Origin of the sequence: Flavobacterium sp. CS20, from assembly GCF_018080005.1 — a bacterium.
Classification (GTDB): domain Bacteria; phylum Bacteroidota; class Bacteroidia; order Flavobacteriales; family Flavobacteriaceae; genus Psychroflexus.
In genome coordinates this window covers 2778323-2801571 of sequence record NZ_CP073015.1, presented here as the reverse complement: position 1 = coordinate 2801571, position 23249 = coordinate 2778323, and the positions used below count along the sequence as shown (strand labels likewise).

Sequence of the window (23249 nt, the reverse complement as noted above, 5' to 3'; positions counted from 1 at the left end):
GATTGAAACATGATATCGGCTTTGGCTTTGTCTAAGCCATACCACTTAAAAACCAATTCCACCAAAAACAAGGATTGAAACTTGCTAATGGAGGAAGTGTAACCTACAAAGACCTATCTTAAAAACCAATTCCACCAAAAACAAGGATTGAAACAATATTCATACCAAAAAAATAATATAATCAAAGTAGCCTTAAAAACCAATTCCACCAAAAACAAGGATTGAAACCACCATTACCACCGCCATTACTAACGCTTGCACCTGCTTAAAAACCAATTCCACCAAAAACAAGGATTGAAACCTAACACAATCTGTATATCCAATTGGTACTGTTTGCAATCTTAAAAACCAATTCCACCAAAAACAAGGATTGAAACTCCAATATATTAACTTTCTTATAGCATTATAGATTTTCTTAAAAACCAATTCCACCAAAAACAAGGATTGAAACGAAAAATGGTTAAACACCTCAATATCTGAAGTGATGCTTAAAAACCAATTCCACCAAAAACAAGGATTGAAACTATCCGCGAATGTCATAATGCGTGAAAGTAGAGTAACTTAAAAACCAATTCCACCAAAAACAAGGATTGAAACTTCATCGTGACCACGGACCCATCAACACTAATGTCACTTAAAAACCAATTCCACCAAAAACAAGGATTGAAACTAACTTACTGGTTTTCAGCGTTGTGGACTTGTGGACTCTTAAAAACCAATTCCACCAAAAACAAGGATTGAAACAAAAACCTAATTCAGTGCATATAGTGTTAATATTGACTTAAAAACCAATTCCACCAAAAACAAGGATTGAAACATTGTAAATATATCGTTGCCAATTCCAAACATAACTGCTTAAAAACCAATTCCACCAAAAACAAGGATTGAAACTCTCAATTTTTCTTCAAAATTTGATCCAGTTCATAACTTAAAAACCAATTCCACCAAAAACAAGGATTGAAACCTCGAATTGACATCTATTGAAAGAATTAGGCTTTACTTAAAAACCAATTCCACCAAAAACAAGGATTGAAACTTATTGTGCCTTTTTCAACCCAAATATGCTCAAATCTTAAAAACCAATTCCACCAAAAACAAGGATTGAAACAGTAGGTGGCTAGCTGGTGGCAACATTGATATTGCTTAAAAACCAATTCCACCAAAAACAAGGATTGAAACAAACTTTCATCTCACCTCCTGAACCGCTTTCAAATCTTAAAAACCAATTCCACCAAAAACAAGGATTGAAACATCCTTTCAGTAATTGTGGCTAATTGCTTTTTAAACTTAAAAACCAATTCCACCAAAAACAAGGATTGAAACATTGTAAATATATCGTTGCCAATTCCAAACATAACTGCTTAAAAACCAATTCCACCAAAAACAAGGATTGAAACTCTCAATTTTTCTTCAAAATTTGATCCAGTTCATAACTTAAAAACCAATTCCACCAAAAACAAGGATTGAAACCTCGAATTGACATCTATTGAAAGAATTAGGCTTTACTTAAAAACCAATTCCACCAAAAACAAGGATTGAAACTTATTGTGCCTTTTTCAACCCAAATATGCTCAAATCTTAAAAACCAATTCCACCAAAAACAAGGATTGAAACAGTAGGTGGCTAGCTGGTGGCAACATTGATATTGCTTAAAAACCAATTCCACCAAAAACAAGGATTGAAACAAGTATTTATCTCCAACTGCATCACTCTTTATAGCACTTAAAAACCAATTCCACCAAAAACAAGGATTGAAACTTACTGCGGAATTTTCCTCAATAAAAAACGTTTCTACTTAAAAACCAATTCCACCAAAAACAAGGATTGAAACAAGTCGCACCAGACATACAACACAGGCTATAAAACTTAAAAACCAATTCCACCAAAAACAAGGATTGAAACGCGAGCCTAAATTGTCAAAAGCTGTCAACTTTGCTTTCTTAAAAACCAATTCCACCAAAAACAAGGATTGAAACTTCTCTGATCTTTGCTTAATTTTTCATCACGAGCCACTTAAAAACCAATTCCACCAAAAACAAGGATTGAAACGGGGACTTAAATTTAGAGACGATAAACACTGATAAAGCTTAAAAACCAATTCCACCAAAAACAAGGATTGAAACACTATTGAGGGCGTTAAAAAAGCGTTATTAAGTTTTGCTTAAAAACCAATTCCACCAAAAACAAGGATTGAAACCCCGAACTGGCAGGATCATAAAGGAATAACAAAGGACTTAAAAACCAATTCCACCAAAAACAAGGATTGAAACCTGACTTTTCAGTTACACCAATTGTTACCACTACTACTTAAAAACCAATTCCACCAAAAACAAGGATTGAAACATTAATAATATTCAATGCATGGTCTTGTAGGCTAGCTTAAAAACCAATTCCACCAAAAACAAGGATTGAAACTTAAATTACCATTTTTGAATATATATAAGGTTTTAGCTTAAAAACCAATTCCACCAAAAACAAGGATTGAAACAATGCTTACAGAATCTATGCGCCGACTAATGACCTCTTAAAAACCAATTCCACCAAAAACAAGGATTGAAACATAGCCCAATAGTTTCTTTTGAAAGCCTTTGGCAATCTTAAAAACCAATTCCACCAAAAACAAGGATTGAAACTCAATCCGGCAATTAATGTGGTTGGTAACATTTTTTTCTTAAAAACCAATTCCACCAAAAACAAGGATTGAAACAATTAATAGTTGCCAAGGGCATCAATCAAGCACCCTCTTAAAAACCAATTCCACCAAAAACAAGGATTGAAACAGCGATTACTCTACTTTCACGCATTATGACATTCGCTTAAAAACCAATTCCACCAAAAACAAGGATTGAAACAAGACCCTAATTAAAGGTGAGCCGTTGCAAGACACTCTTAAAAACCAATTCCACCAAAAACAAGGATTGAAACTAATGCAAACGGTATGATAATATTTTGCGGGACCTTAACTTAAAAACCAATTCCACCAAAAACAAGGATTGAAACGTGTTGAAGTCTATAACCCTGAACCTGGTTCATATACTTAAAAACCAATTCCACCAAAAACAAGGATTGAAACAGCCAGTAGAAATAAGACCTGCGACAATAGCAACAACTTAAAAACCAATTCCACCAAAAACAAGGATTGAAACATTGAGCGCAGAGGTGGAATCGAACCCCTCTTTTACTTAAAAACCAATTCCACCAAAAACAAGGATTGAAACAAACTGTTTGGTTAGAATGCGTTACAAGGTTTAAGGTCTTAAAAACCAATTCCACCAAAAACAAGGATTGAAACAACACTTCAATAACAGCAAGCGACCAATCGAGCGAACTTAAAAACCAATTCCACCAAAAACAAGGATTGAAACTCAGTCGGACTTAATGACACAAGAGGTTAAGTTTGCTTAAAAACCAATTCCACCAAAAACAAGGATTGAAACGAAGAAGAATTTTTTGACCAAAACGGTGATAAGCTCTTAAAAACCAATTCCACCAAAAACAAGGATTGAAACTCAAAACAGGAAACCAAAATAACGCCACGGTAAACCCTTAAAAACCAATTCCACCAAAAACAAGGATTGAAACGAAAAAGGGCTTGTTAAAGAAAAGGAAAGTAGAGACTTAAAAACCAATTCCACCAAAAACAAGGATTGAAACCGCCAAAGCTCAAAGATTGCACTTACGGAAGTGATCTTAAAAACCAATTCCACCAAAAACAAGGATTGAAACACATTATAAATTTAATTAACGGTCAACCAGTAGGTGCTTAAAAACCAATTCCACCAAAAACAAGGATTGAAACTTATGAAAGTAGAAGAACTTATCAAAAAATTACAGGCTTAAAAACCAATTCCACCAAAAACAAGGATTGAAACAAACTTCAAGTTGAATAGCTTCGTTAATATCTTGTCTTAAAAACCAATTCCACCAAAAACAAGGATTGAAACCTGTTTAGTAAATTGTTTGGAGCCATACCAAAATTTCTTAAAAACCAATTCCACCAAAAACAAGGATTGAAACTATAAATTGCGAAGTTGATAAAACACTACTATTTAACTTAAAAACCAATTCCACCAAAAACAAGGATTGAAACACACTCCATTTAGCTATAAGACAAAAAAGCCACCAGCTTAAAAACCAATTCCACCAAAAACAAGGATTGAAACATCATCTTTGTATTGTTGTATATTCCCAACATTATTCTTAAAAACCAATTCCACCAAAAACAAGGATTGAAACACGATAAAAAATATTAATTATGGATTTTTCAGAATACTTAAAAACCAATTCCACCAAAAACAAGGATTGAAACGCTCCTCTAAATTAGCTTTACGTTCTTCTTGCAATCTTAAAAACCAATTCCACCAAAAACAAGGATTGAAACATTCAAAATATATTTCAGGAATGTCATCATCATCAACTTAAAAACCAATTCCACCAAAAACAAGGATTGAAACGAATAGAATTTCCTATAAAAACCACTCTAATGTTTCCCTTAAAAACCAATTCCACCAAAAACAAGGATTGAAACTTAATCGTGCCGATACTGAACGGCGACAAGAATATACTTAAAAACCAATTCCACCAAAAACAAGGATTGAAACAAGGCTTCGCCTAATTGTAATACGCTTGTATTTGCTCTTAAAAACCAATTCCACCAAAAACAAGGATTGAAACTTTGACGTGATATTGTGACTTCACTTGTTTTAAACTTAAAAACCAATTCCACCAAAAACAAGGATTGAAACTACAATATGATGAATGGGGTAAATCAATTAACGTCTTAAAAACCAATTCCACCAAAAACAAGGATTGAAACTGAGTAATATTCTATCGTTCCCTAAAATTGCCATTACTTAAAAACCAATTCCACCAAAAACAAGGATTGAAACATCGATACAAAAAGTTGACGACCTGTATATGGAACTCTTAAAAACCAATTCCACCAAAAACAAGGATTGAAACGCAGGTCGCCCTGCAATTGAAGTAGCACCAGGTCTGCTTAAAAACCAATTCCACCAAAAACAAGGATTGAAACGCGTTATAGTTGTTAACGCTGTGTCAATGTCAACACCTTAAAAACCAATTCCACCAAAAACAAGGATTGAAACTACAATTTAGTAAAGTTAAGCAAAAGCCTGTAGTAGCTTAAAAACCAATTCCACCAAAAACAAGGATTGAAACATAATTCTAATTCAGCTTTGTAATAATACATAATGGCTTAAAAACCAATTCCACCAAAAACAAGGATTGAAACGTGTCAACCAATATTGAAACAAAGTACTTACCAGTCTTAAAAACCAATTCCACCAAAAACAAGGATTGAAACCCTTGAAACTTCTCTTTGATAAAATTGGCTTTATACTTAAAAACCAATTCCACCAAAAACAAGGATTGAAACGTATCAGACAAGGATTTAAGTTTGGTGGATGAAAACCTTAAAAACCAATTCCACCAAAAACAAGGATTGAAACAGATTACCATTCCCTGCAAATATAATTGCATCGGCTTAAAAACCAATTCCACCAAAAACAAGGATTGAAACTGGCTGGTTTCAATTCTTTGTAGTCAAATGCCACTGGCTTAAAAACCAATTCCACCAAAAACAAGGATTGAAACGCTGGAGAAGTTAGGAGTGGTAAGACTATTACAGCTTCTTAAAAACCAATTCCACCAAAAACAAGGATTGAAACATTCCGTGTAACCTTGTTTTATCTTTTTCATCATCTCTTAAAAACCAATTCCACCAAAAACAAGGATTGAAACTTTCAAACTTATTAAAAATCACATCGGTGTTAACAATCTTAAAAACCAATTCCACCAAAAACAAGGATTGAAACATCATGAGAATGCTTTTTGAATTAAAGCCAAGCAGACTTAAAAACCAATTCCACCAAAAACAAGGATTGAAACAGTTGCTTACCTTCTATTCTGCGTAAGGCTGCTAAAACTTAAAAACCAATTCCACCAAAAACAAGGATTGAAACTCAATAGTGCTAAACACCCAATATTCAAATTCAGGCTTAAAAACCAATTCCACCAAAAACAAGGATTGAAACGGTAACGTTAACGAGTCAGCGCGAAGCAACTCAGGCTTAAAAACCAATTCCACCAAAAACAAGGATTGAAACTTTCCAGATGTAGTAGCTTGCCACCTCTCCTGGTCACTTAAAAACCAATTCCACCAAAAACAAGGATTGAAACAATGTAGAAAGCACTGAATTCATCAACAATGTGTCTTAAAAACCAATTCCACCAAAAACAAGGATTGAAACAAAGTTTTGCCTCTCCTTATAGTTGGTTCAGAGAGCCTTAAAAACCAATTCCACCAAAAACAAGGATTGAAACCAAGACAAGGAAGGATTGTAATTAATGGGGATAGAACTTAAAAACCAATTCCACCAAAAACAAGGATTGAAACCCAATAGGTGCTGTAACTGTATTTGCTGACCAACTTCTTAAAAACCAATTCCACCAAAAACAAGGATTGAAACCCGGTTCTGTCAAAAGTCTTGTATTCACTAGTATCACTTAAAAACCAATTCCACCAAAAACAAGGATTGAAACATCCAGTTTTTTTCATAATTCTGTATTGTGTATTCACTTAAAAACCAATTCCACCAAAAACAAGGATTGAAACAAAATAGTATTGTTAGCTTCCCCTGGCAAAGTAAAGCTTAAAAACCAATTCCACCAAAAACAAGGATTGAAACGCAAAAAAAATAGCAGTGCTAATTGCTCCTCTGATCTTAAAAACCAATTCCACCAAAAACAAGGATTGAAACAAAAAAGAAGTTAAAAATCTTGAACGCTGGACAGAACTTAAAAACCAATTCCACCAAAAACAAGGATTGAAACAAGATAAAGCAAATAAGTTTGATTATAACTGTGAATTCTTAAAAACCAATTCCACCAAAAACAAGGATTGAAACAGAATCCAGTCATAATCGCCTTCCATGACGTTAGGCCTTAAAAACCAATTCCACCAAAAACAAGGATTGAAACGAGCAATATTTTGCACACATCAAACCTGCTGGAACTCTTAAAAACCAATTCCACCAAAAACAAGGATTGAAACTCTGGTAATCTGTAAAAGTCTATCAAAGCCCTAAGCTTAAAAACCAATTCCACCAAAAACAAGGATTGAAACGTGCATTCGTAAAGTCATTAGTGCTAAGTTGCTTCCCTTAAAAACCAATTCCACCAAAAACAAGGATTGAAACATGCGGTTCGCAAACGGTTTTTTGCTTTTTTTGACTTAAAAACCAATTCCACCAAAAACAAGGATTGAAACCGGTACCTTGATTAAGAACAACAATCGAGGAATCACTTAAAAACCAATTCCACCAAAAACAAGGATTGAAACGACGTTGATACAAAGCTTTTCCTGAAGGTCTTTTCACTTAAAAACCAATTCCACCAAAAACAAGGATTGAAACATTATACGTTTTAAACGTTCGTACAGGCATCATTTTTCTTAAAAACCAATTCCACCAAAAACAAGGATTGAAACGAATTTCAAACACAACTCGTTGACAAAAAAGTTAACTTAAAAACCAATTCCACCAAAAACAAGGATTGAAACTAACAGATTCGAACTAAACATCCCAGATGGGGTTGCCTTAAAAACCAATTCCACCAAAAACAAGGATTGAAACGATAGCAAGGCTGGAATTAAAAAGGTTGAACTCGGTCTTAAAAACCAATTCCACCAAAAACAAGGATTGAAACCCTTTCACCTCGTTATATTGCACGTTTTCAAAAAGTCTTAAAAACCAATTCCACCAAAAACAAGGATTGAAACTGCTTCTACTTATAGTTTAAGCCGTAGAACTATTTTCTTAAAAACCAATTCCACCAAAAACAAGGATTGAAACAAAAAAACTGAATACATCTTATCATAAAATTATCACTTAAAAACCAATTCCACCAAAAACAAGGATTGAAACGATAGCAAGGCTGGAATTAAAAAGGTTGAACTCGGTCTTAAAAACCAATTCCACCAAAAACAAGGATTGAAACGGAGACCACAACGAATTTAGTTTTGTGGATGAAGATCTTAAAAACCAATTCCACCAAAAACAAGGATTGAAACATAATGAGAATGATTTTTGAATTAAAGCCAAGCAGACTTAAAAACCAATTCCACCAAAAACAAGGATTGAAACTAGCGATTTTAGTTGGTGATTTGTCAAAATTAAACTAAACAGTAATGAGAACTCTTACTATTTTATATCCGATTTTCGCAAGTTTATAAAGAAATAACACCTTCTATTTGATAGCCAACGATTTTATATTTTTGAATTACCGCGTTTGGCGATTTCATATGTAAACGAACAGAAATACTGGTGTAATTTCCTTTAGATGATGTTTTGGTTTTAATAACCGCACCTGTATAATTGAAAATTTCTGAAATTTTATCAATCTTAGCTTGATCAGTTGGTATGATGAATTTAAAAATATATTCACTTGGCCAATTTGAAGTTTCTTGCAATCGTTGTTCGAGTTTATTATAAAAGTCTTCAGCTTTAGAATCCAAATCTCACTTTTTTACAAATATAAGCTTATCTTTTTATTTTAAAAACAAGCCGTCTTGTTAAATATATTTATTTTGCAAATCATAATAATTTAATATATGATTTTTGATTCTCAAACGTCCATCGTGCTGTTTATTGGAGCACCTTCTACGGGTAAAACTTCTGTAATTAATGCTTTAAAAGACAAAGGCTATACATGTTATGATGAAATTTCACGTCAAGTCACTCAAGAAGCTCGTGATGAAGGCGTTGAACATTTGTTTAGAGAACAACCTTTACTGTTTAGCGAAAAACTTCTAAACGGACGAATCCATCAATTTTTAAGTGCAAAAGCCTTAAATCAATCGCCAATCTTTATTGATCGAGGTTTGCCTGACATTACAGCTTATCTCGATATGATAAAAATGCATTATCCTGAAAAATTTAAATTAGCTAATGAGAAATATCGATATGATAAAGTATTTTGGTTTCCCTTTTGGAAAAATATTTATACCTCAGATGAAGAAAGATACGAAGATGAACAACTGGCAAAAAACATTGAAACACATTTGATAAAAAGCTATAAATCATTAGATTATGATTTAATTGAAATGCCACATTCTGATATTGAAGACCGTCTAAATTTTTTAATGTCACATCTAAAATTAAAATGAAAAAACCTAAAGACATACTATATCAATACTGGAAGTTTAGCAGTTTTAGAGGACTTCAAGAAGAAGTTATTAAAGCCAGTTTAAATCAACAGGATTGCTGTGTGTTTTTTCCAACTGGAGGTGGCAAGTCTATGTGTTTTCAAGTGCCTGCTCTCGCTAAAGAAGGTGTTTGTGTTGTGATTTCGCCCTTGATTAGTTTGATGCAAGACCAAGTGCAAAACCTAAAGCTCAAAGGAATTAAAGCTATACATCTTAAAGGCGGTTTATCTTACAATGACACGAATAGAATATTTGACAACATCAATAATGCCAAATACAAATTTTTATATCTTTCACCTGAAAAACTGCAAAATCCTCTATTATTAGAACGTCTTAAATATTTGAATATCAATTTGATTGCCATAGATGAAGCACATTGTATTTCGCAATGGGGTCACGATTTTAGACCTGCTTTTTTAGAAATTTACAAATTGAGAGAAATTCATCCTGAAGTGCCTATGATGGCTTTGACAGCTACGGCGACACAAAAGGTTCAAGACGATATTAAAACCCAACTCAAGCTTAAAAATCCAAAAGTTTTTAAAAGCAGTTTTAAAAGACCCAATATTGCTATTCAAGTTTTAAAAACAGATAACAAATGGCAAACCTTGGTTCAGCAGGTTAAAAATGCAAAATCTTCAGTGATTGTTTATGTGAGAAGTAGAAAGTTGACTTTAGAATTGGCTACACTTTTAGAACAAAATAAGATTAGTGCCTCAGCTTTTCACGGTGGTTTGCTCAATCAAGAACGAAAAGATATTCTTGAACAATGGTTGAGCAATCGCAAAAAAGTTGTGGTAGCCACCAACGCTTTTGGTATGGGCATTGATAAACCCGATGTAGATTTGGTATTTCATATGCATTTGCCCGAAAGCCTTGAAAGTTACTATCAAGAAATCGGCAGAGCAGGTAGAAATGGCAAACGGGCACAAGCGACTTTAGTTTTTATTGATTCTGATATTGAAAAATTGAAGTTTATGCAATTAAGATATTTGCCTGATATAAAGTCGATTAAAACACTTTATAAACATCTGATGAGTTACTTGCAAATAGCCTATGGCGAAGGCGAAGGCGATGATTTTGATATAAATTTGAATCAATTTTGCCACAAATACAATCTAAATTTGAACCAAAGTTTTGAGGTTTTAAAACTTTTAGATCGATTGAGTGTGATAAGTCTTGATCAAAATTATCAGATCAATGCCAGATTGCAGATTTTAATTTCACATCAAAATTTATTTAATTTTTTAAGGCAAAACAAATCACTTTCAGATTTAATGACTTTAATTTTAAGAACTTATGGTGGCGTTTTTGATTTGATGACCAATATTAATTTAAATTTTTTAGCCAAGACACTTAAAGTTAATCAAAATAAAATTATAAAAGATTTAAAGACCCTTGAATCAAGAGAAATTATCACACTTAAACTTCAAGAGCAAGATTTAAGCATAAAAATGCTTCAACCTAGAGAAGACGATCTAAGCATCAATATGCATATCAAGCATATTAAAATATATAGAAAACAAAAAATCAGACAAATTGAAGCAGTTGTCAGTTATATTCAAAACGATACAAATTGCAGACAAGTCCAGTTGTTAAAACACTTTGACGAAGAAAATCCTGAAAATTGCGGAATATGTTCTGTCTGTATAAAACAATTGGACGCAACTTCAAAACAAAAATCAAATCCATTAGATTTAGAAACCAAAGTTTTAAATATATTGGCTCAATCTTCAAAACCTTCATCTGAACTATTACAACAAATAGGTTGCAATCAAAATCAATTAGAAGTCGTGATAAAAGAATTGCTTGCACATCAAAAAATAAAAGTAGAGCCAAATAATCATTATAGTTTAAAAAAATGAGAACACTTAGAATTTTATTTATGGGAACGCCAGAATTTTCGGTGCCAATGTTAGAAGCTATTTACCAAAGTGAGCACAAGTTATCAGCTGTGGTTACAGCACCAGATAAACCCGCTGGACGAGGACGAAAGCTTAAAAAATCTGCTGTTAAAGTCTTTGCTGAAAAGCAAAATATTGAAGTTTTACAACCTACAAATTTAAAATCTGATGAATTTTTAAACCAGCTCAAAACATTGAACCCAAATCTTATTGTTGTTGTGGCTTTTAGAATGTTGCCTAAGCAAGTTTGGCAATTTCCAGAATTTGGCACCTTTAACCTACACGCTTCTTTATTGCCCAATTACAGAGGTCTTGCACCGATAAACTGGGCGATTATAAATGGCGAAACCCAAACTGGACTAACCACTTTTTTTATTGATGACAAAATTGACACAGGTCAAATTATTGATACAACAACACTGCCCATTTCAAAAACTGATAACGTAAAAGATGTTTATGAGAAAATCTTGCCCAAAGGAGTGGAATTGGTTTTAAAAACTTTAAAACAAATAGCTGAAAATAAAATCGAACTAAAACCACAAACTGAAAAAGAAAATTTAAAAACAGCACCAAAATTAAATAAAGAAAATACTAAGATAAATTGGAATCAATCTGGAAAAGAAATTTACAATTTAGTCAGAGGACTTTCACCTTATCCTATGGCGTGGTCAACTCTTGATAATATTAGCGAAAAAACTAATTGCAAAATTTCAAAGGTGAGTTTTCAAAAAGAAAAACACAATTTTCATAATAGTCATATTTCTATAAAAGATAAAAATATGCTTGTTGCAGTTAAGGATGGTTTTATAAAAATTGAAGAAATCAAGCTTTCTGGAAAACGTTTACTGAAAACTGCAGATTTATTAAATGGATATAGCATAAATGAGCTTGCTAAAATGACTTAAAACAAAATTTACGGTTGTTTTTGTTAATATTATGTTAAATTTATTAACAATTATTTATATTTATAGACCAAAGGCTTGCGTAGATTGATATTCCATATAAATTTGTGAAGTGTTTATTGTTTAATTAAATCTTAAAAACTATTATTATGAACAAAACAAACTTAATCGATGCGATGGCTGAAGACGCTGGAGTTTCAAAAGCAGCTGCTAAAAAAGCATTAGAATCATTTTTAGACCACGTAGAAGGTGCCTTAAAAAAAGGTGACAGAGTATCTTTAGTAGGCTTTGGTTCTTGGTCAGTTTCTCGAAGAGTCGCTCGTGAAGGCAGAAACCCACAAACTGGTAAAACTATCAAAATTGTTGCTAAAAATGTAGTAAAATTTAAAGCAGGTTCTGACTTACAGAAAGCTGTAAACTAAATTTTAACGCACAACATTCTCAAGGCCTTATTTTTTTTAACAATAAGGTCTTTTTTTTTGTATAAAAATCTCTAACTTGCATAAATGATTTCAAATACAAAAATCCAAAAAGGCAATATTTTAATCGGTAAACCAAGCATGTTAGGCGACATAACGTTTAATAAAGCTGTGATACTCATCGCAGATTATAATGAAGAAGGCGTCGTTGGTTTTATGATTAATAAACCTTTAAATGAAGGTTTGCAAAATTTAGTTCACGATGTACACAAAGATTTTAAAGTGTTTGATGGCGGTCCAGTAGAAAGAGACAAATTGTTTATTATTCATTCAGTTCCTGAGCTTATTTCTGGTGGAATTAAAATCACAGAAGACATTTATTGGGGTGGTCAGCAACAAGATGTGGTAAGGCTAATCAATCAAGGTGAAGTAAATAACAATCAAATCAAGTTTTTTCTTGGTTATTCTGGCTGGTCTTCAAATCAACTTCAAGATGAAATCAACAACGAGGTTTGGATATTAAAAGATGATATCACAAATCAAGAACTTATCAGCTGTTCAGACACCAGTTTTTGGAATAAAACCATAAAGTCTCTTGGTGGTGAATATTTAATTTGGTCTAATGCACCAGATAATCCAAATTATAACTAAACCAATCGGGCTTGGACATTGAGTTTACCCAACAATTCTTTAGCAACAGTATTTTCGTATTCTTTTTTACGATATTTTGATATTGGTTTAATACCTATAATTGCGTTGGTCAAAAACATTTCGTCAGCTTTTTGCAATTCAAAAGGTGAAATGCTTTCTTCCTTGAGTTCAAATTTTTCAGTTTTTTCAATTACATCAATCAATTTTTCTCTAATCACGCCTTTCAAACAGCCATCAGAAGTTGGAGGTGTTTTGATAGTATTGCCTTTTGCTAAAAATATGTTAGCATTAGTAAATTCAACAACTGATTTTTTTTCATTAAGCAGTAAACAATTGTCATAGCCATTTTCCTTAGCGTAAATGCTTCCTAAAATATTGACTAATTTATTATTGGTCTTTAAAGTTGACAACAATCCTGAATTGATAAAATGGTCTCTAAACAATTCGATTTCATAAAAATCATCATCAAGAGTAAAAAAAGGATTTTCAATAGAATCACAAGATATAAAGTAATCAATATCTCTATTTTCAGGATAATAAAGCCCACCAGTTTTTCTGCTGATATTGATTTTAACTTTAGCAGGTTGGTTATCTAAATGGTTTGATTTGATAAGATTTAATATCTCTTCTTCCAAAAATTCAGGTGAAAATTGCAAAGGAATCTGCATTCTCAATAGTCGCATAGAAGACATCAATCTAAAATAATGGGACTCCCAAAAGATGATTTTTGAATTGATCACTCTAATGGTTTCGAATAATGCATCGCCATATTGAAACCCTCTGTTGTCAAAAGGTATTTGAGCATTTTCTGGTTTAAACAGCTCGCCGTTAATGTTAATCATAAAAAAATAAGCTTATTTTGACCCCAATATTTGTTTTAAATCGGCAACCATATTTTCCCAAAGCATTTTGTTTTCATCGACTTCATCTTCTTCAGCATAATCGGTAATCATCAAGGAAACATCCTTAGTAATTTCATCAACTTGAATTCGCATTTCAAAAAAGTAAGGTGTATCTTCATCATCAACCCAGCGAAGTTTAATGCGTTCACCACTTTTTTTGGTTAGTAGTTTAGCTTGTTCTTCGCTTTCACCCCAAATAAAAGTAAAGATTTCACCGCGAGAGTTGATATTGTCAGCAAACCATTCACTGAGTCCAGAAGGTGTTGAAATATATTGGTAAAGTAAGCTGGGAGAAGCTTGTATAGGGAATTCTAATTCAAATTTTACTTTATCATTCATAATAATCAGTTTTTTAAAGAAAAGCAATATATGGATTTATTTCTAAGGGTAAAAGCAAAAGTTATAAAATTGGATTTAAAGTAATTTAAAATTATACTCCAAAAATCGGATTTAGTATCATCTAAAAAAAATAATAATTTTATATTTGCAAACTCAAAATGGCGAGGTAGCTTCCCGAATAACTCGGGACAAGCAACTTCGCTCCTCTGGCGAGGTAGCTCAGTTGGTTAGAGCGTCGGATTCATAACCCGGAGGTCGGCAGTTCGATTCTGCTCCTCGCTACAATTTTTAAGCCCTGATATGCTTGGGGTTTTCTTGTTTTTGTGAGCGTCGGATTCATATACGCCCGAGGCGTACGGCAGTTCGATTCTGCTCCTCGCTACAATTTTTAAGCCCTGATATGCTTGGGGTTTTCTTGTTTTTGTGAGCGTCGGATTCATATACGCCCGAGGCGTACGGCAGTTCGATTCTGCTCCTCGCTACAATTTTTAAGCCCTGATATGCTTGGGGTTTTCTTGTTTTTGTGAGCGTCGGATTCATATACGCCCGAGGCGTACGGCAGTTCGATTCTGCTCCTCGCTACAATTTTTAAGCCCTGATATGTTTGGGGTTTTCTTGTTTTTGTGAGCGTCGGATTCATATACGCCCGAGGCGTACGGCAGTTCTCCCGACACTTCGGAACTGCTCCTCGCTACAATTTTTAAGCCCTGATATGTTTGGGGTTTTCTTGTTTTTGTGAGCGTCGGATTCATATACGCCCGAGGCGTACGGCAGTTCGATTCTGCTCCTCGCTACAATTTTTAAGCCCTGATATGTTTGGGGTTTTCTTGTTTTTGTGAGCGTCGGATTCATATACGCCCGAGGCGTACGGCAGTTCTCCCGACACTTCGGAACTGCTCCTCGCTACAATTTTTAAGCCCTGATATGTTTGGGGTTTTCTTGTTTTTGTGAGCGTCGGATTCATATACGCCCGAGGCGTACGGCAGTTCTCCCCACACTTCGGGACTGCTCCTCGCTACAATTTTTAAGCCCTGATATGTTTGGGGTTTTCTTGTTTTTGTGAGCGTCGGATTCATATACGCCCGAGGCGTACGGCAGTTCTCCCGACACTTCGGGACTGCTCCTCGCTACAATTTTTAAGCCCTGATATGTTTGGGGTTTTGTTGTTTTGTTCAGAAGAAAAAAACCTTTAATTGTCTTCACAACAATTACAAAAATCAACAAACAAATCCGATTTTTCTTCCATTATGAAGTGTAACGTTTCATCATCATTGCTTAGAGTTACGAATGCTCATGCGTATATTGCTATTTCGTAATCGGCATCCTCATTACTTACTTTCCCCTCATACCAACAAGAATATTGGTAACAACGGGCATACGCTTCTGTAGCTTCAACCTTTCTCATTTTTTTCAGCAGGTTAAAAATCGACTTTTCATTAAAATCCCAATCCGTACACTTCTCAAAATATTCTTTGTAACGCTCTTGGTCTTGGTTTACTTTTTTTAGTGTTCCGATTAGTTTGTAGTCCAAGTAACCTATTTCGGTACTATCTTGTTGTACTGAAATCTCTCTTTTCTGTTCAGTGTTTTTATTGGCATTGTTGTTACTTGATTTTGCGTTATAAGTGCAACCTAACAAAAAGACAGTCAATCCAATAAAACAAAATATTAATTTATTTATCATAGGTTTCAAAATTTTTAATCTAAAAATAGGCTTCCTTCAAGTGATGAATCAATGGGAGGCGTTTGTGGTGGTAGAGCATTAAGTTCTTCATTCTTGCCTTAATAGCATTTAATACTGTTCCTCCCTCTCCATCTACTTTTCTCGAAACATCCTCGTGAGGGAAAATGTCATCTATACCTAAATCATATTCTCCCATTATGGCGTTGACTGATTGGGCTGTACTTTCGATTTGCTCACCTGTTAAAGATTCCCAACCTGTTGCCTTCCGCCAATCCGTTGTTGGGTTTCCGTCTTTATCTACTGACATACCGACTGCTTCTATACCGATAGAATTATAATTATTGACGTCTCCTGTTGGTTTCCCTACGTGGTTCGCTCTGTTTTCAAAATTGTTTAACTGTGTTACAGTTCCATCAAAGCCCCGAAAATTTTTGTCCGCAATTTGCGGAACTGCAACCCGATTTTAGCAAAAAAATCATCGGTTAAAAACCGAAAAAATTAACTTTTAAAAGTCTAATAATGGCATAAGCCATTAAAAAATTATTGGCGGATTTTCCGCCAAAGAAAAAGCCCCGAAAACCCCAAAATTGTTCATTAAAAACGGACAAAAAACAAGACCTAAAAAAGAAAAATACCGTTCCAAAACCTCTGAAAATCAAGCGGATTGGGTAAAAAAGAAAAAGAGCGGAAAACGAGGTAACGCAAACAAAATCAAAGCATTATGAAAAAATACAAATTGTGGATAACTTTTTTAAAATTGCCTTTTTGAAGCCTTAAAAATGGACGATTTAAACCCAAAAACGGAAAATTTGCGAAGCAATTACAATTTTATTCGTGGCTTTGCCACACATTTTTTTGCCCCTTTTTTTGGTTCTGCGAAGCAGAACAGGAAGAAAAAATAAAGCCCAAGCGGAACACTTGGGCTTTTCAATATTAGCTTTTTAATTTTATTGATTTTGCGATTAGCACCAAAAGTGAAACACTCTTGAAAATGTCCCTTTCTAATCCTTTTTTATGTAATTACTTTTTATATTATCAGCAAAATAAGGCATCTCTCTATAAGGATTCCCTATTTCCCAATAAATCTTTTCTCCAACTCTAACCACATAATTGTCTATATAAGCAGGTTTGGGCTTTAAATTAAATTGATAACTTGCCCCTTGTCTTATTTTCTCATACAAACAGCTATCTTTAATATCGTCTTTTAATGACAATATTCTTAGAGTGTCTTTTGAACTATCTACACCTCTTATTTCAAAAACTTTACTGTCTAATTCCTTAATACTTATTACTTTTAAAGTAACAGTATCATTTTGTGCATTCAAGGTATTTGTAGCAAAAGCCATTAAAAGTATTATTTTAACTATTCTCATTTTTTTAAGTCGTTTATCAAAATCTCTGGATTTAATTCTTTAGGAATATTTGGGTCATACGGGAACTTGCTAATAAAGATTCCGTTGGGGTCAGCAATAATGTTTGGAGCAACGTGTCTTGGGTCTAAAGCCTCAGTCTTATTATGAGCGTTTAAGTACCCAACTCCTGTTGGCGTTTTTTTCTGTACATCATCAAAGGTTGGAGAACCAATACCGGGCGATTCTTTTCCGCCTATATAGGATTCTATCACTTCGTGCAAAACGGACACCCCATTTTGAACACCATAAAACTCATCAATTTTTCCAGTCATTTCAGGGTTAACCGTTTGACTGGTGATTACTTTCCCATCCCCATTTACTTCGCTACCTCCAAAAGCACCACCCACAAACCAATTGCCTTCATCCGTAAAATTACTACCAGTCGCATTTATATTTACTTCTACGGTCTTGGAGTTTATCGCTTCTAATAAAACTTTGTCAGCATCAGTTTTTGCATTGCCTTTAGCTGTAACTTTTCCACTTTCATCCATTTTAAGTCTAAGATTAGTCGAAGCACTCAGTTGTTTAAATGCCTCCTTAGATTTTTCTCCTGTTATGATTATGATTACATCCCAAGGACTTCTGCCGTCTGGGTCGATGAATCGTATAAGATTATTAAAGCCATATGCGTACGGCGACCAGCTCGGCATTTCCTCCGCTAATGGGTCAACACTCAACCACACACTCCAACTCGGTTGGTAATACCTTGCTCCAAAATAATATAAGCCTGTTTCTTCATCTAACTCTTTTCCTGTAAACTTCCAGGAGTTGTAATAGTCTGCTACAGGTTTGCGTTGTTCTGCCATGGTCTCTCCAAAGGGTAAAGTTAAATGAAATTCATGAGGTGCACCAGTGTTGTCTGTAATAATTTCATTGCTCCCCAAATGGTCGGCATGGTAATAAAATATGGCTGAGGCTTCTGAGTTTTCTTCAGGCTCTGCAAAGGTCTGGTTTTGTAAGATTTTTTGTAATACCTTCTTGTCTTCTTTGCTTTGGTTCTCTTTATACATTATGAAGTCAATGAAACTTTTTCCGTGAATCTTGCCGTTGCTACTAAAACAATATGCCGTTTGTGTTTTTAATACACTTGCATACTTGGGGTTTTGTCGTTGTGGAACGGACAGTTTAACCGCAGGTGCTTGTCGGGTTTCAAGCCGTAATGGTTCAGGACTTCTTTTAAAGTAAGCTTGCTTTTAATCTCGTGGATTTCCATCAGAAAAAAGTTTAAAATTATTTTTGACTACAAATCTGTTGCAAAAGTAACATATCTATTTCAAACAACCAAACTATATCTGTTTTTGATACTACATTTATGTTTTGTATCTTTGCCGTATTGTTTAATTAACTGTAGTTTTTGATACATTTATGAAGTCTAACAGCTTTGGTAAACGGCTCACGGAAGTGAGAAAAGATAAAAAGATGTCGCAGGATGAAGTCGGCAAGCTCGTTGGTGTTCACGGTGCTGTAATTGGCAGATATGAACGGGATGAAGTAAAGCCGTCTATTGAGATAGTCACACAGTTGGCCGAAGCTCTCGAAGTGTCTTTGGATTATTTGGTAGGCTCTACCGATGTATTACTGGAAAAGACCATTGTAAACCGTGTCCTTGATATACAAAAACTAAAAGAGAGCGAAAAACAACACGTTTTCGCCCTCCTTGATGCTTTTATCAAGCAAACTAAGTTGCAGTCTATTATGTAAGAAAAAAGCCCGATTGCTCGGGCTTTTGATATCTAATACATTCTATACTTTAAAACCAAACTATCGCCTAAAATTTGTGATTCAGGCAAATATTTAAAATTAAGATTCGGGCTATACCATTCTGTTTCATACTTTTCATTTACAATATCTTCTAAGTCAATTTTTGTAAATCTACCTGCTCCATTTTTAAACTCCAAAACTGATTTCCCATTTACAAACCCTGTTATTAAGATTTCAACCCCAATAATTCTACCGTCTTTTTCAAATTTCAGAGTATCTGAAATTGGTTTAGATAAGTCAATTATTTTATACTCTTTGTATTCTGGTTCATTAGAACAGGAGTAAAAGAGAGAACCTATAGCCATAATAATTAAAAAGAAACTTTTACTACTCATAATCTTTTGTTCTTTGGTCATTAGGGTTTTTAAGAATTTCAGTAGCTATTTTTTTTGCCGTATCATACTGCCTTATTTCTGAAGATTTCAAACCGCTACCATCAGATTTTATCAACTTATTATTACTGTTTATTATCAATAAATCTCCTTTTGAAATTCTATCTAAAATAATATCCCTTAATTCTTCTGGTGTAGCTTTGGGATTTGCTTTTCCAATTTCTATCCCTACATCATTATTATGAATATCCATATAAAGGTCTGTCTTAACTTCATTTGTTGGTGTTCCGTATTCGTGAGCATCTGACCATTTTCTCGTAAAACCTTCTCCAACATCTTGAGTATTTGTAGCTTGCCAAAAAGCGTGTCTAAACGCATCACTTTCATCACCTTTACCTTGTTTTCCAAAGGTTGCTTCTGTCATTGCAAATGCAGAATTGGCATTTTTTTCAATATCAAAAGCTTTATAGAATTGAGGATCCCATCTAATAATATTCTTCTCTTTATTGTTCAATTGGTTCCACTTATTGACATTCGATGACCACCACTTTGGTGGTCAATCTGCTGGCACAACTGCACGTCCGTCAGGGTCTATGAAATAAATTGGGTTGTTATTAAACGCAGAGTATGTGACCAGCTGGGGAACTCGCTTGCCAACGGATCAACACTCAACCACACACTCCAACTCGGTTGGTAATACCTTGCTCCAAAATAATATAAGCCTGTTTCTTCATCTAACTCTTTTCCTGTAAACTTCCAAGAGTTGTAATAGTCTGCTACGGGTTTGCGTTGTTCTGCCATGGTCTCTCCAAAGGGTAAAGTTAAATGAAATTCATGAGGTGCACCAGTGTTGTCTGTAATAATTTCATTGCTCCCCAAATGGTCGGCATGGTAATAAAATATGGCTGAGGCTTCTGAGTTTTCTTCAGGCTCTGCAAAGGTCTGGTTTTGTAAGATTTTTTGTAATACCTTCTTGTCTTCTTTGCTTTGGTTCTCTTTATACATTATGAAGTCAATGAAACTTTTTCCGTGGGTCTTGCCGTTGCTACTGAAACAATATGCCGTTTGTGTTTTTAATACACTTGCAGGCTTGGGGTTTTGTCGTTGTGGAACGGACAGTTTAACCGCTGGTGCTTGTTGGGCTTTAGCCCGTAATGGCTTAGGACTTCTTTTAATGTCAGCTTGACTTTGATCTCGTGGATTTCCATCAGAAAAAAGTTTAAAATTTATCCTCCGACAATATTTGGTACAAATCTACAAGATGTATTTCAATTCACAAAATATTTATGGTTTTTATCTACCAATATTTGTCTATATATTTGCGTTATCAGACCTATACAAGGTTTTTAATACCATAAATATTACAATATGGCAAGTTTTGGAAGTAAATTAAAAGAGTGCAGAAGTGAAAAAGGGTTTTCACAAACTGAACTGGCGAAGCAAATCGACACCTACCATTCCATTATTGGCAAGTATGAGCGTGACGAAGTAAAGCCCACGGTTGACGTGGTTAAAAAATTAGCGGATATTCTTAATGTTACGGCTGGTTTCCTTTTGGGAGATACGGAAGAAGCAGGGCTTTTTAAAGACCCGATAATGCTTAGAAGGGTTAAGGATATTAGTTCCCTAAATGAAGATGATAAAAAATGTATTCTAGCTAATATTGACGCTTTTCTAAGAGATACAAAGACAAGGAAGGCTTATACACAATAAAAAAGCCCCTGTTTTGGGGCTTTTTGTTCTTAATAATCATATATATGGTGCAATTCATATAACTTTTCACCTACAGCATCTAAAAAATACATTGTATCATAAAATATAGTCGGATTTCCCGAAGCATCTTTTGTTTCTTCACTATAAAGAGAAGAAAAATATACATCTTTGTTGGTTTGTAATAATTCTACAAGAGTAATAATATGATTATAATCTCCGTATTCATTATTCTCTTTCACCATATTAAGTATTCTAATTTGTTCCTTTTTCTCCAGACCATTATACTTCCGCCATTTTTGTATTTTATAACGATAACTAGTTTCTTTTATAACGGGGTAATTTTCTAAGTCAGAAAAGTTAAGTGCTTCTACATTTATTTCATAAATAGTGACTTTATTAAGTGCTGTTTTAAAAGCAACATCTTTTTCTGCTCTGAATTTTGCTGGAAGAAGACGTATAGAATTACTGCAAGAAATAATAATAAAACTTAAAGCAACAATAAATACTATTTTAAGATATAATCTCATATATAATTCCTTTTGTAAAACTATGGTGTTGTATGTATTGTTCCTAATCCATACCCCATGAAATTAAATGGTGTTGGATTGCCATTTTCTCTTGATTTATCTGCAATATACTTAAATAAGGATATATTAAAATCAAATCTATCAATACCACCATTATAGCGAGCATATGTATTAAGTCTTATTGTTCCTGTATTAGGATTCAATAATGTCATTCCTAAAGTTCCATAAACATGAGATAAGTTATTATCGACTGCTGGTCTATATAAAATATTAGAATTAAAAGGATGTGTATTGACTATATTAAAGAAATTAACACTTAAAGAAATTCCATCAAAATCATCCACAGATAATTTGCTACTTTTAAGATCAATCTTACTTACATCAACATAAAGAGGTTGCCCTTCTCCTGTATGATACCAATCCAAAGCTTCATCAAAAGTTACAACTCCATCATAGTCCGGTCTATATTTCAATCCCTGCCAATGCCCATAACCACTTTCCATAAACCTAAACTGTTCTACTTTATCTAACTGATGATAATATTTCCCCTTTTCTTCTGCTTCTTTATGAGACATTCCTTGAGTAAAATCTTCTTTATCCATTATGATAGCTTCACCCTGTAAACCCTTATCGTCAGTTCCTAAAAACTCACTAGTTTCATTATCATAAATTGGATTTTCTAAAAGCCCTGTTGGATCAGTATAATTAATTGGATTACAGAAGAAAGCCCTGTATGGTGACCAACCTGGTGCATCTTCCGCTTTTGGGTCAACACTCAACCACACACTCCAACTCGGTTGATAATACCTTGCTCCAAAATAATATAAGCCTGTTTCTTCATCTAACTCTTTTCCTGTAAACTTCCAAGAGTTGTAATAGTCTGCTACGGGTTTGCGTTGTTCTGCCATGGTCTCTCCAAAGGGTAAAGTTAAATGAAATTCATGAGGTGCACCAGTGTTGTCAGAAATTATTTCATTGCTCCCCAAATGGTCGGCATGGTAATAAAATATGGCTGAGGCTTCTGAGTTTTCTTCAGGCTCTGCAAAGGTCTGGTTTTGTAAGATTTTTTGTAATACCTTCTTGTCTTCTTTGCTTTGGTTTTCTTTATACATTATGAAGTCAATGAAACTTTTACTGTGGGTCTTGCCGTTGGAACTAAAACAGTAAGCGGTTTGGGTTTTGTAGTACACTTGGAAGCTCGGTGTTTTATCTTCGTGGAACGGGCAGTTCAACCGCAGGTGCTTGTCGGGTTTCAGGTGATAGTAGTGCAATACCTGGGCTAAAGTGAGTTGGGATTTGATTTCGTGTATCTCCATTTGAAAAAAGTTTTGCTTTTTAATATGTGTAACATGTTTCGTAAAACTATAAATCATTTCTCATTCAGGCAAACAACGTCTTACTTTTTTATGGAACAAAGTTCTCTTATCTTTGTGTTTTCACTGTAATAAAGGCTGTATATGAGTAATACGTTGAACAT

General features: G+C 34.1%; 21 protein-coding genes, 1 tRNA gene and 1 CRISPR repeat array (1 of these 23 cut by a window edge). Of the genes, 9 read left to right on the top strand and 13 right to left on the bottom strand.

Annotated features, from left to right (window positions below; translation table 11 throughout):
• Positions 1 to 8165: direct repeats of the CRISPR family, unit length 37 nt; unit sequence CTTAAAAACCAATTCCACCAAAAACAAGGATTGAAAC (it extends 1842 nt beyond the left edge of the window).
• Positions 8166 to 8248: 83 nt separating this feature from the next.
• Positions 8249 to 8536, bottom strand: coding sequence for a DUF493 family protein (locus IGB25_RS13320; protein WP_211065420.1), 288 nt, complete (start codon positions 8534 to 8536; stop codon positions 8249 to 8251).
• Positions 8537 to 8632: 96 nt separating this feature from the next.
• Between IGB25_RS13320 and IGB25_RS13315 the strand changes: the two genes are divergently transcribed.
• From IGB25_RS13315 to IGB25_RS13295, 5 genes are all read left to right on the top strand, one after another.
• Entirely contained in the window at positions 8633 to 9187 is a 555-nt protein-coding gene (locus IGB25_RS13315; protein WP_211065419.1) for an AAA family ATPase, read from the top strand.
• Positions 9184 to 11091: an ATP-dependent DNA helicase RecQ gene (locus IGB25_RS13310; protein WP_211065418.1), complete on the top strand. Its 1908-nt coding sequence runs from the start codon at positions 9184 to 9186 to the stop codon at positions 11089 to 11091. The genes IGB25_RS13315 and IGB25_RS13310 overlap by 4 nt, the downstream gene beginning before the upstream one ends.
• Positions 11088 to 12035, top strand: a complete 948-nt coding sequence (gene fmt / locus IGB25_RS13305; RefSeq protein WP_211065417.1) for a methionyl-tRNA formyltransferase — start codon at positions 11088 to 11090, stop codon at positions 12033 to 12035. The genes IGB25_RS13310 and fmt overlap by 4 nt, the downstream gene beginning before the upstream one ends.
• A gap of 146 nt (positions 12036 to 12181) precedes the next feature.
• Positions 12182 to 12454, top strand: a complete 273-nt coding sequence (locus tag IGB25_RS13300; RefSeq protein ID WP_211065416.1) for an HU family DNA-binding protein — start codon at positions 12182 to 12184, stop codon at positions 12452 to 12454.
• A gap of 84 nt (positions 12455 to 12538) precedes the next feature.
• The gene (locus IGB25_RS13295) at positions 12539 to 13102 is read left to right on the top strand and encodes a YqgE/AlgH family protein (protein ID WP_211065415.1); all 564 of its coding nucleotides are present in this window, start codon (positions 12539 to 12541) and stop codon (positions 13100 to 13102) included.
• Here the strand turns inward: IGB25_RS13295 and IGB25_RS13290 are convergent.
• Both IGB25_RS13290 and IGB25_RS13285 read right to left on the bottom strand, forming a co-directional pair.
• Entirely contained in the window at positions 13099 to 13944 is an 846-nt protein-coding gene (locus IGB25_RS13290; RefSeq protein WP_211065414.1) for an aminotransferase class IV, read from the bottom strand. The genes IGB25_RS13295 and IGB25_RS13290 overlap by 4 nt on opposite strands.
• A gap of 12 nt (positions 13945 to 13956) precedes the next feature.
• The gene (locus tag IGB25_RS13285; RefSeq protein WP_211065413.1) at positions 13957 to 14343 is read right to left on the bottom strand and encodes an START-like domain-containing protein; all 387 of its coding nucleotides are present in this window, start codon (positions 14341 to 14343) and stop codon (positions 13957 to 13959) included.
• Positions 14344 to 14551: 208 nt separating this feature from the next.
• On the opposite strand from IGB25_RS13285, the gene IGB25_RS13280 reads away from it, so the two are divergent.
• Positions 14552 to 14625, top strand: a tRNA-Met gene (locus IGB25_RS13280).
• Between the two features lie 1009 nt (positions 14626 to 15634).
• Here IGB25_RS13280 and IGB25_RS13275 read toward each other — a convergent pair.
• The 5 genes from IGB25_RS13275 to IGB25_RS13255 form a co-directional block, all read right to left on the bottom strand.
• The gene (locus IGB25_RS13275; protein ID WP_211065412.1) at positions 15635 to 16027 is read right to left on the bottom strand and encodes a hypothetical protein; all 393 of its coding nucleotides are present in this window, start codon (positions 16025 to 16027) and stop codon (positions 15635 to 15637) included.
• A gap of 19 nt (positions 16028 to 16046) precedes the next feature.
• A complete protein-coding gene (locus tag IGB25_RS13270; RefSeq protein ID WP_211066932.1) occupies positions 16047 to 16469 on the bottom strand; it encodes an N-acetylmuramoyl-L-alanine amidase in 423 nt (140 codons plus the stop codon).
• Between the two features lie 559 nt (positions 16470 to 17028).
• Positions 17029 to 17400: a hypothetical protein gene (locus tag IGB25_RS13265; protein WP_211065411.1), complete on the bottom strand. Its 372-nt coding sequence runs from the start codon at positions 17398 to 17400 to the stop codon at positions 17029 to 17031.
• Entirely contained in the window at positions 17397 to 18449 is a 1053-nt protein-coding gene (locus IGB25_RS13260) for an RHS repeat domain-containing protein (protein WP_247653528.1), read from the bottom strand. Before IGB25_RS13260 ends, IGB25_RS13265 begins: the two co-directional genes overlap by 4 nt.
• 68 nt (positions 18450 to 18517) lie before the next feature.
• A complete protein-coding gene (locus IGB25_RS13255; RefSeq protein ID WP_211065410.1) occupies positions 18518 to 18652 on the bottom strand; it encodes a CHC2 zinc finger domain-containing protein in 135 nt (44 codons plus the stop codon).
• A 152-nt stretch (positions 18653 to 18804) separates the two neighbouring features.
• Between IGB25_RS13255 and IGB25_RS13250 the strand changes: the two genes are divergently transcribed.
• Entirely contained in the window at positions 18805 to 19140 is a 336-nt protein-coding gene (locus IGB25_RS13250; protein ID WP_211065409.1) for a helix-turn-helix domain-containing protein, read from the top strand.
• A 32-nt stretch (positions 19141 to 19172) separates the two neighbouring features.
• Here IGB25_RS13250 and IGB25_RS13245 read toward each other — a convergent pair whose 3' ends face one another.
• The 3 genes from IGB25_RS13245 to IGB25_RS13235 all read right to left on the bottom strand — a co-directional run bounded on the left by IGB25_RS13245 (position 19173) and on the right by IGB25_RS13235 (position 20537).
• Positions 19173 to 19535 carry a hypothetical protein gene (locus IGB25_RS13245; protein ID WP_211065408.1) on the bottom strand — a complete coding sequence of 121 codons (363 nt, stop codon included), beginning with the start codon at positions 19533 to 19535 and terminating at the stop codon, positions 19173 to 19175.
• The gene (locus IGB25_RS13240) at positions 19528 to 20046 is read right to left on the bottom strand and encodes a hypothetical protein (RefSeq protein ID WP_211065407.1); all 519 of its coding nucleotides are present in this window, start codon (positions 20044 to 20046) and stop codon (positions 19528 to 19530) included. The genes IGB25_RS13245 and IGB25_RS13240 overlap by 8 nt, the downstream gene beginning before the upstream one ends.
• A gap of 77 nt (positions 20047 to 20123) precedes the next feature.
• Positions 20124 to 20537, bottom strand: a complete 414-nt coding sequence (locus IGB25_RS13235) for an RHS repeat domain-containing protein (protein WP_211065406.1) — start codon at positions 20535 to 20537, stop codon at positions 20124 to 20126.
• A gap of 10 nt (positions 20538 to 20547) precedes the next feature.
• On the opposite strand from IGB25_RS13235, the gene IGB25_RS13230 reads away from it, so the two are divergent.
• On the top strand, positions 20548 to 20718 hold the full coding sequence (locus IGB25_RS13230) for a hypothetical protein (protein ID WP_211065401.1): 171 nt from the start codon (positions 20548 to 20550) through the stop codon (positions 20716 to 20718).
• A gap of 182 nt (positions 20719 to 20900) precedes the next feature.
• Positions 20901 to 21245: a helix-turn-helix domain-containing protein gene (locus IGB25_RS13225; protein WP_211065405.1), complete on the top strand. Its 345-nt coding sequence runs from the start codon at positions 20901 to 20903 to the stop codon at positions 21243 to 21245.
• 29 nt (positions 21246 to 21274) lie between these two features.
• Here the strand turns inward: IGB25_RS13225 and IGB25_RS13220 are convergent, their stop codons facing one another.
• Complete coding sequence (locus tag IGB25_RS13220; RefSeq protein ID WP_211065404.1) at positions 21275 to 21772, bottom strand: hypothetical protein; 498 nt, start codon at positions 21770 to 21772, stop codon at positions 21275 to 21277.
• Between the two features lie 20 nt (positions 21773 to 21792).
• Positions 21793 to 23088, bottom strand: a complete 1296-nt coding sequence (locus IGB25_RS13215) for an RHS repeat domain-containing protein (protein WP_211065403.1) — start codon at positions 23086 to 23088, stop codon at positions 21793 to 21795.
• Positions 23089 to 23249 lie beyond the last annotated feature (161 nt).

Bases quoted from the DNA above. Each gene is read 5' to 3' on its own strand.
- IGB25_RS13215 (WP_211065403.1), bottom strand. From the start codon at position 23,088: ATGGAGATACACGAAATCAAATCCCAACTCACTTTAGCCCAGGTATTG.
- IGB25_RS13310 (WP_211065418.1), top strand. From the start codon at position 9,184: ATGAAAAAACCTAAAGACATACTATATCAATACTGGAAGTTTAGCAGT.
- IGB25_RS13250 (WP_211065409.1), top strand. From the start codon at position 18,805: ATGAAGTCTAACAGCTTTGGTAAACGGCTCACGGAAGTGAGAAAAGAT.
- IGB25_RS13265 (WP_211065411.1), bottom strand. From the start codon at position 17,400: ATGAGAATAGTTAAAATAATACTTTTAATGGCTTTTGCTACAAATACC.
- IGB25_RS13300 (WP_211065416.1), top strand. From the start codon at position 12,182: ATGAACAAAACAAACTTAATCGATGCGATGGCTGAAGACGCTGGAGTT.
- IGB25_RS13220 (WP_211065404.1), bottom strand. From the start codon at position 21,772: ATGAGATTATATCTTAAAATAGTATTTATTGTTGCTTTAAGTTTTATT.
- IGB25_RS13260 (WP_247653528.1), bottom strand. From the start codon at position 18,449: ATGTATAAAGAGAACCAAAGCAAAGAAGACAAGAAGGTATTACAAAAA.
- IGB25_RS13315 (WP_211065419.1), top strand. From the start codon at position 8,633: ATGATTTTTGATTCTCAAACGTCCATCGTGCTGTTTATTGGAGCACCT.
- IGB25_RS13285 (WP_211065413.1), bottom strand. From the start codon at position 14,343: ATGAATGATAAAGTAAAATTTGAATTAGAATTCCCTATACAAGCTTCT.
- IGB25_RS13235 (WP_211065406.1), bottom strand. From the start codon at position 20,537: ATGTATAAAGAGAACCAAAGCAAAGAAGACAAGAAGGTATTACAAAAA.
- IGB25_RS13245 (WP_211065408.1), bottom strand. From the start codon at position 19,535: ATGAGTAGTAAAAGTTTCTTTTTAATTATTATGGCTATAGGTTCTCTC.
- IGB25_RS13225 (WP_211065405.1), top strand. From the start codon at position 20,901: ATGGCAAGTTTTGGAAGTAAATTAAAAGAGTGCAGAAGTGAAAAAGGG.
- fmt (WP_211065417.1), top strand. From the start codon at position 11,088: ATGAGAACACTTAGAATTTTATTTATGGGAACGCCAGAATTTTCGGTG.
- IGB25_RS13255 (WP_211065410.1), bottom strand. From the start codon at position 18,652: ATGGAAATCCACGAGATTAAAAGCAAGCTTACTTTAAAAGAAGTCCTG.
- IGB25_RS13230 (WP_211065401.1), top strand. From the start codon at position 20,548: ATGAAACTTTTTCCGTGGGTCTTGCCGTTGCTACTGAAACAATATGCC.
- IGB25_RS13275 (WP_211065412.1), bottom strand. From the start codon at position 16,027: ATGATAAATAAATTAATATTTTGTTTTATTGGATTGACTGTCTTTTTG.
- IGB25_RS13295 (WP_211065415.1), top strand. From the start codon at position 12,539: ATGATTTCAAATACAAAAATCCAAAAAGGCAATATTTTAATCGGTAAA.
- IGB25_RS13290 (WP_211065414.1), bottom strand. From the start codon at position 13,944: ATGATTAACATTAACGGCGAGCTGTTTAAACCAGAAAATGCTCAAATA.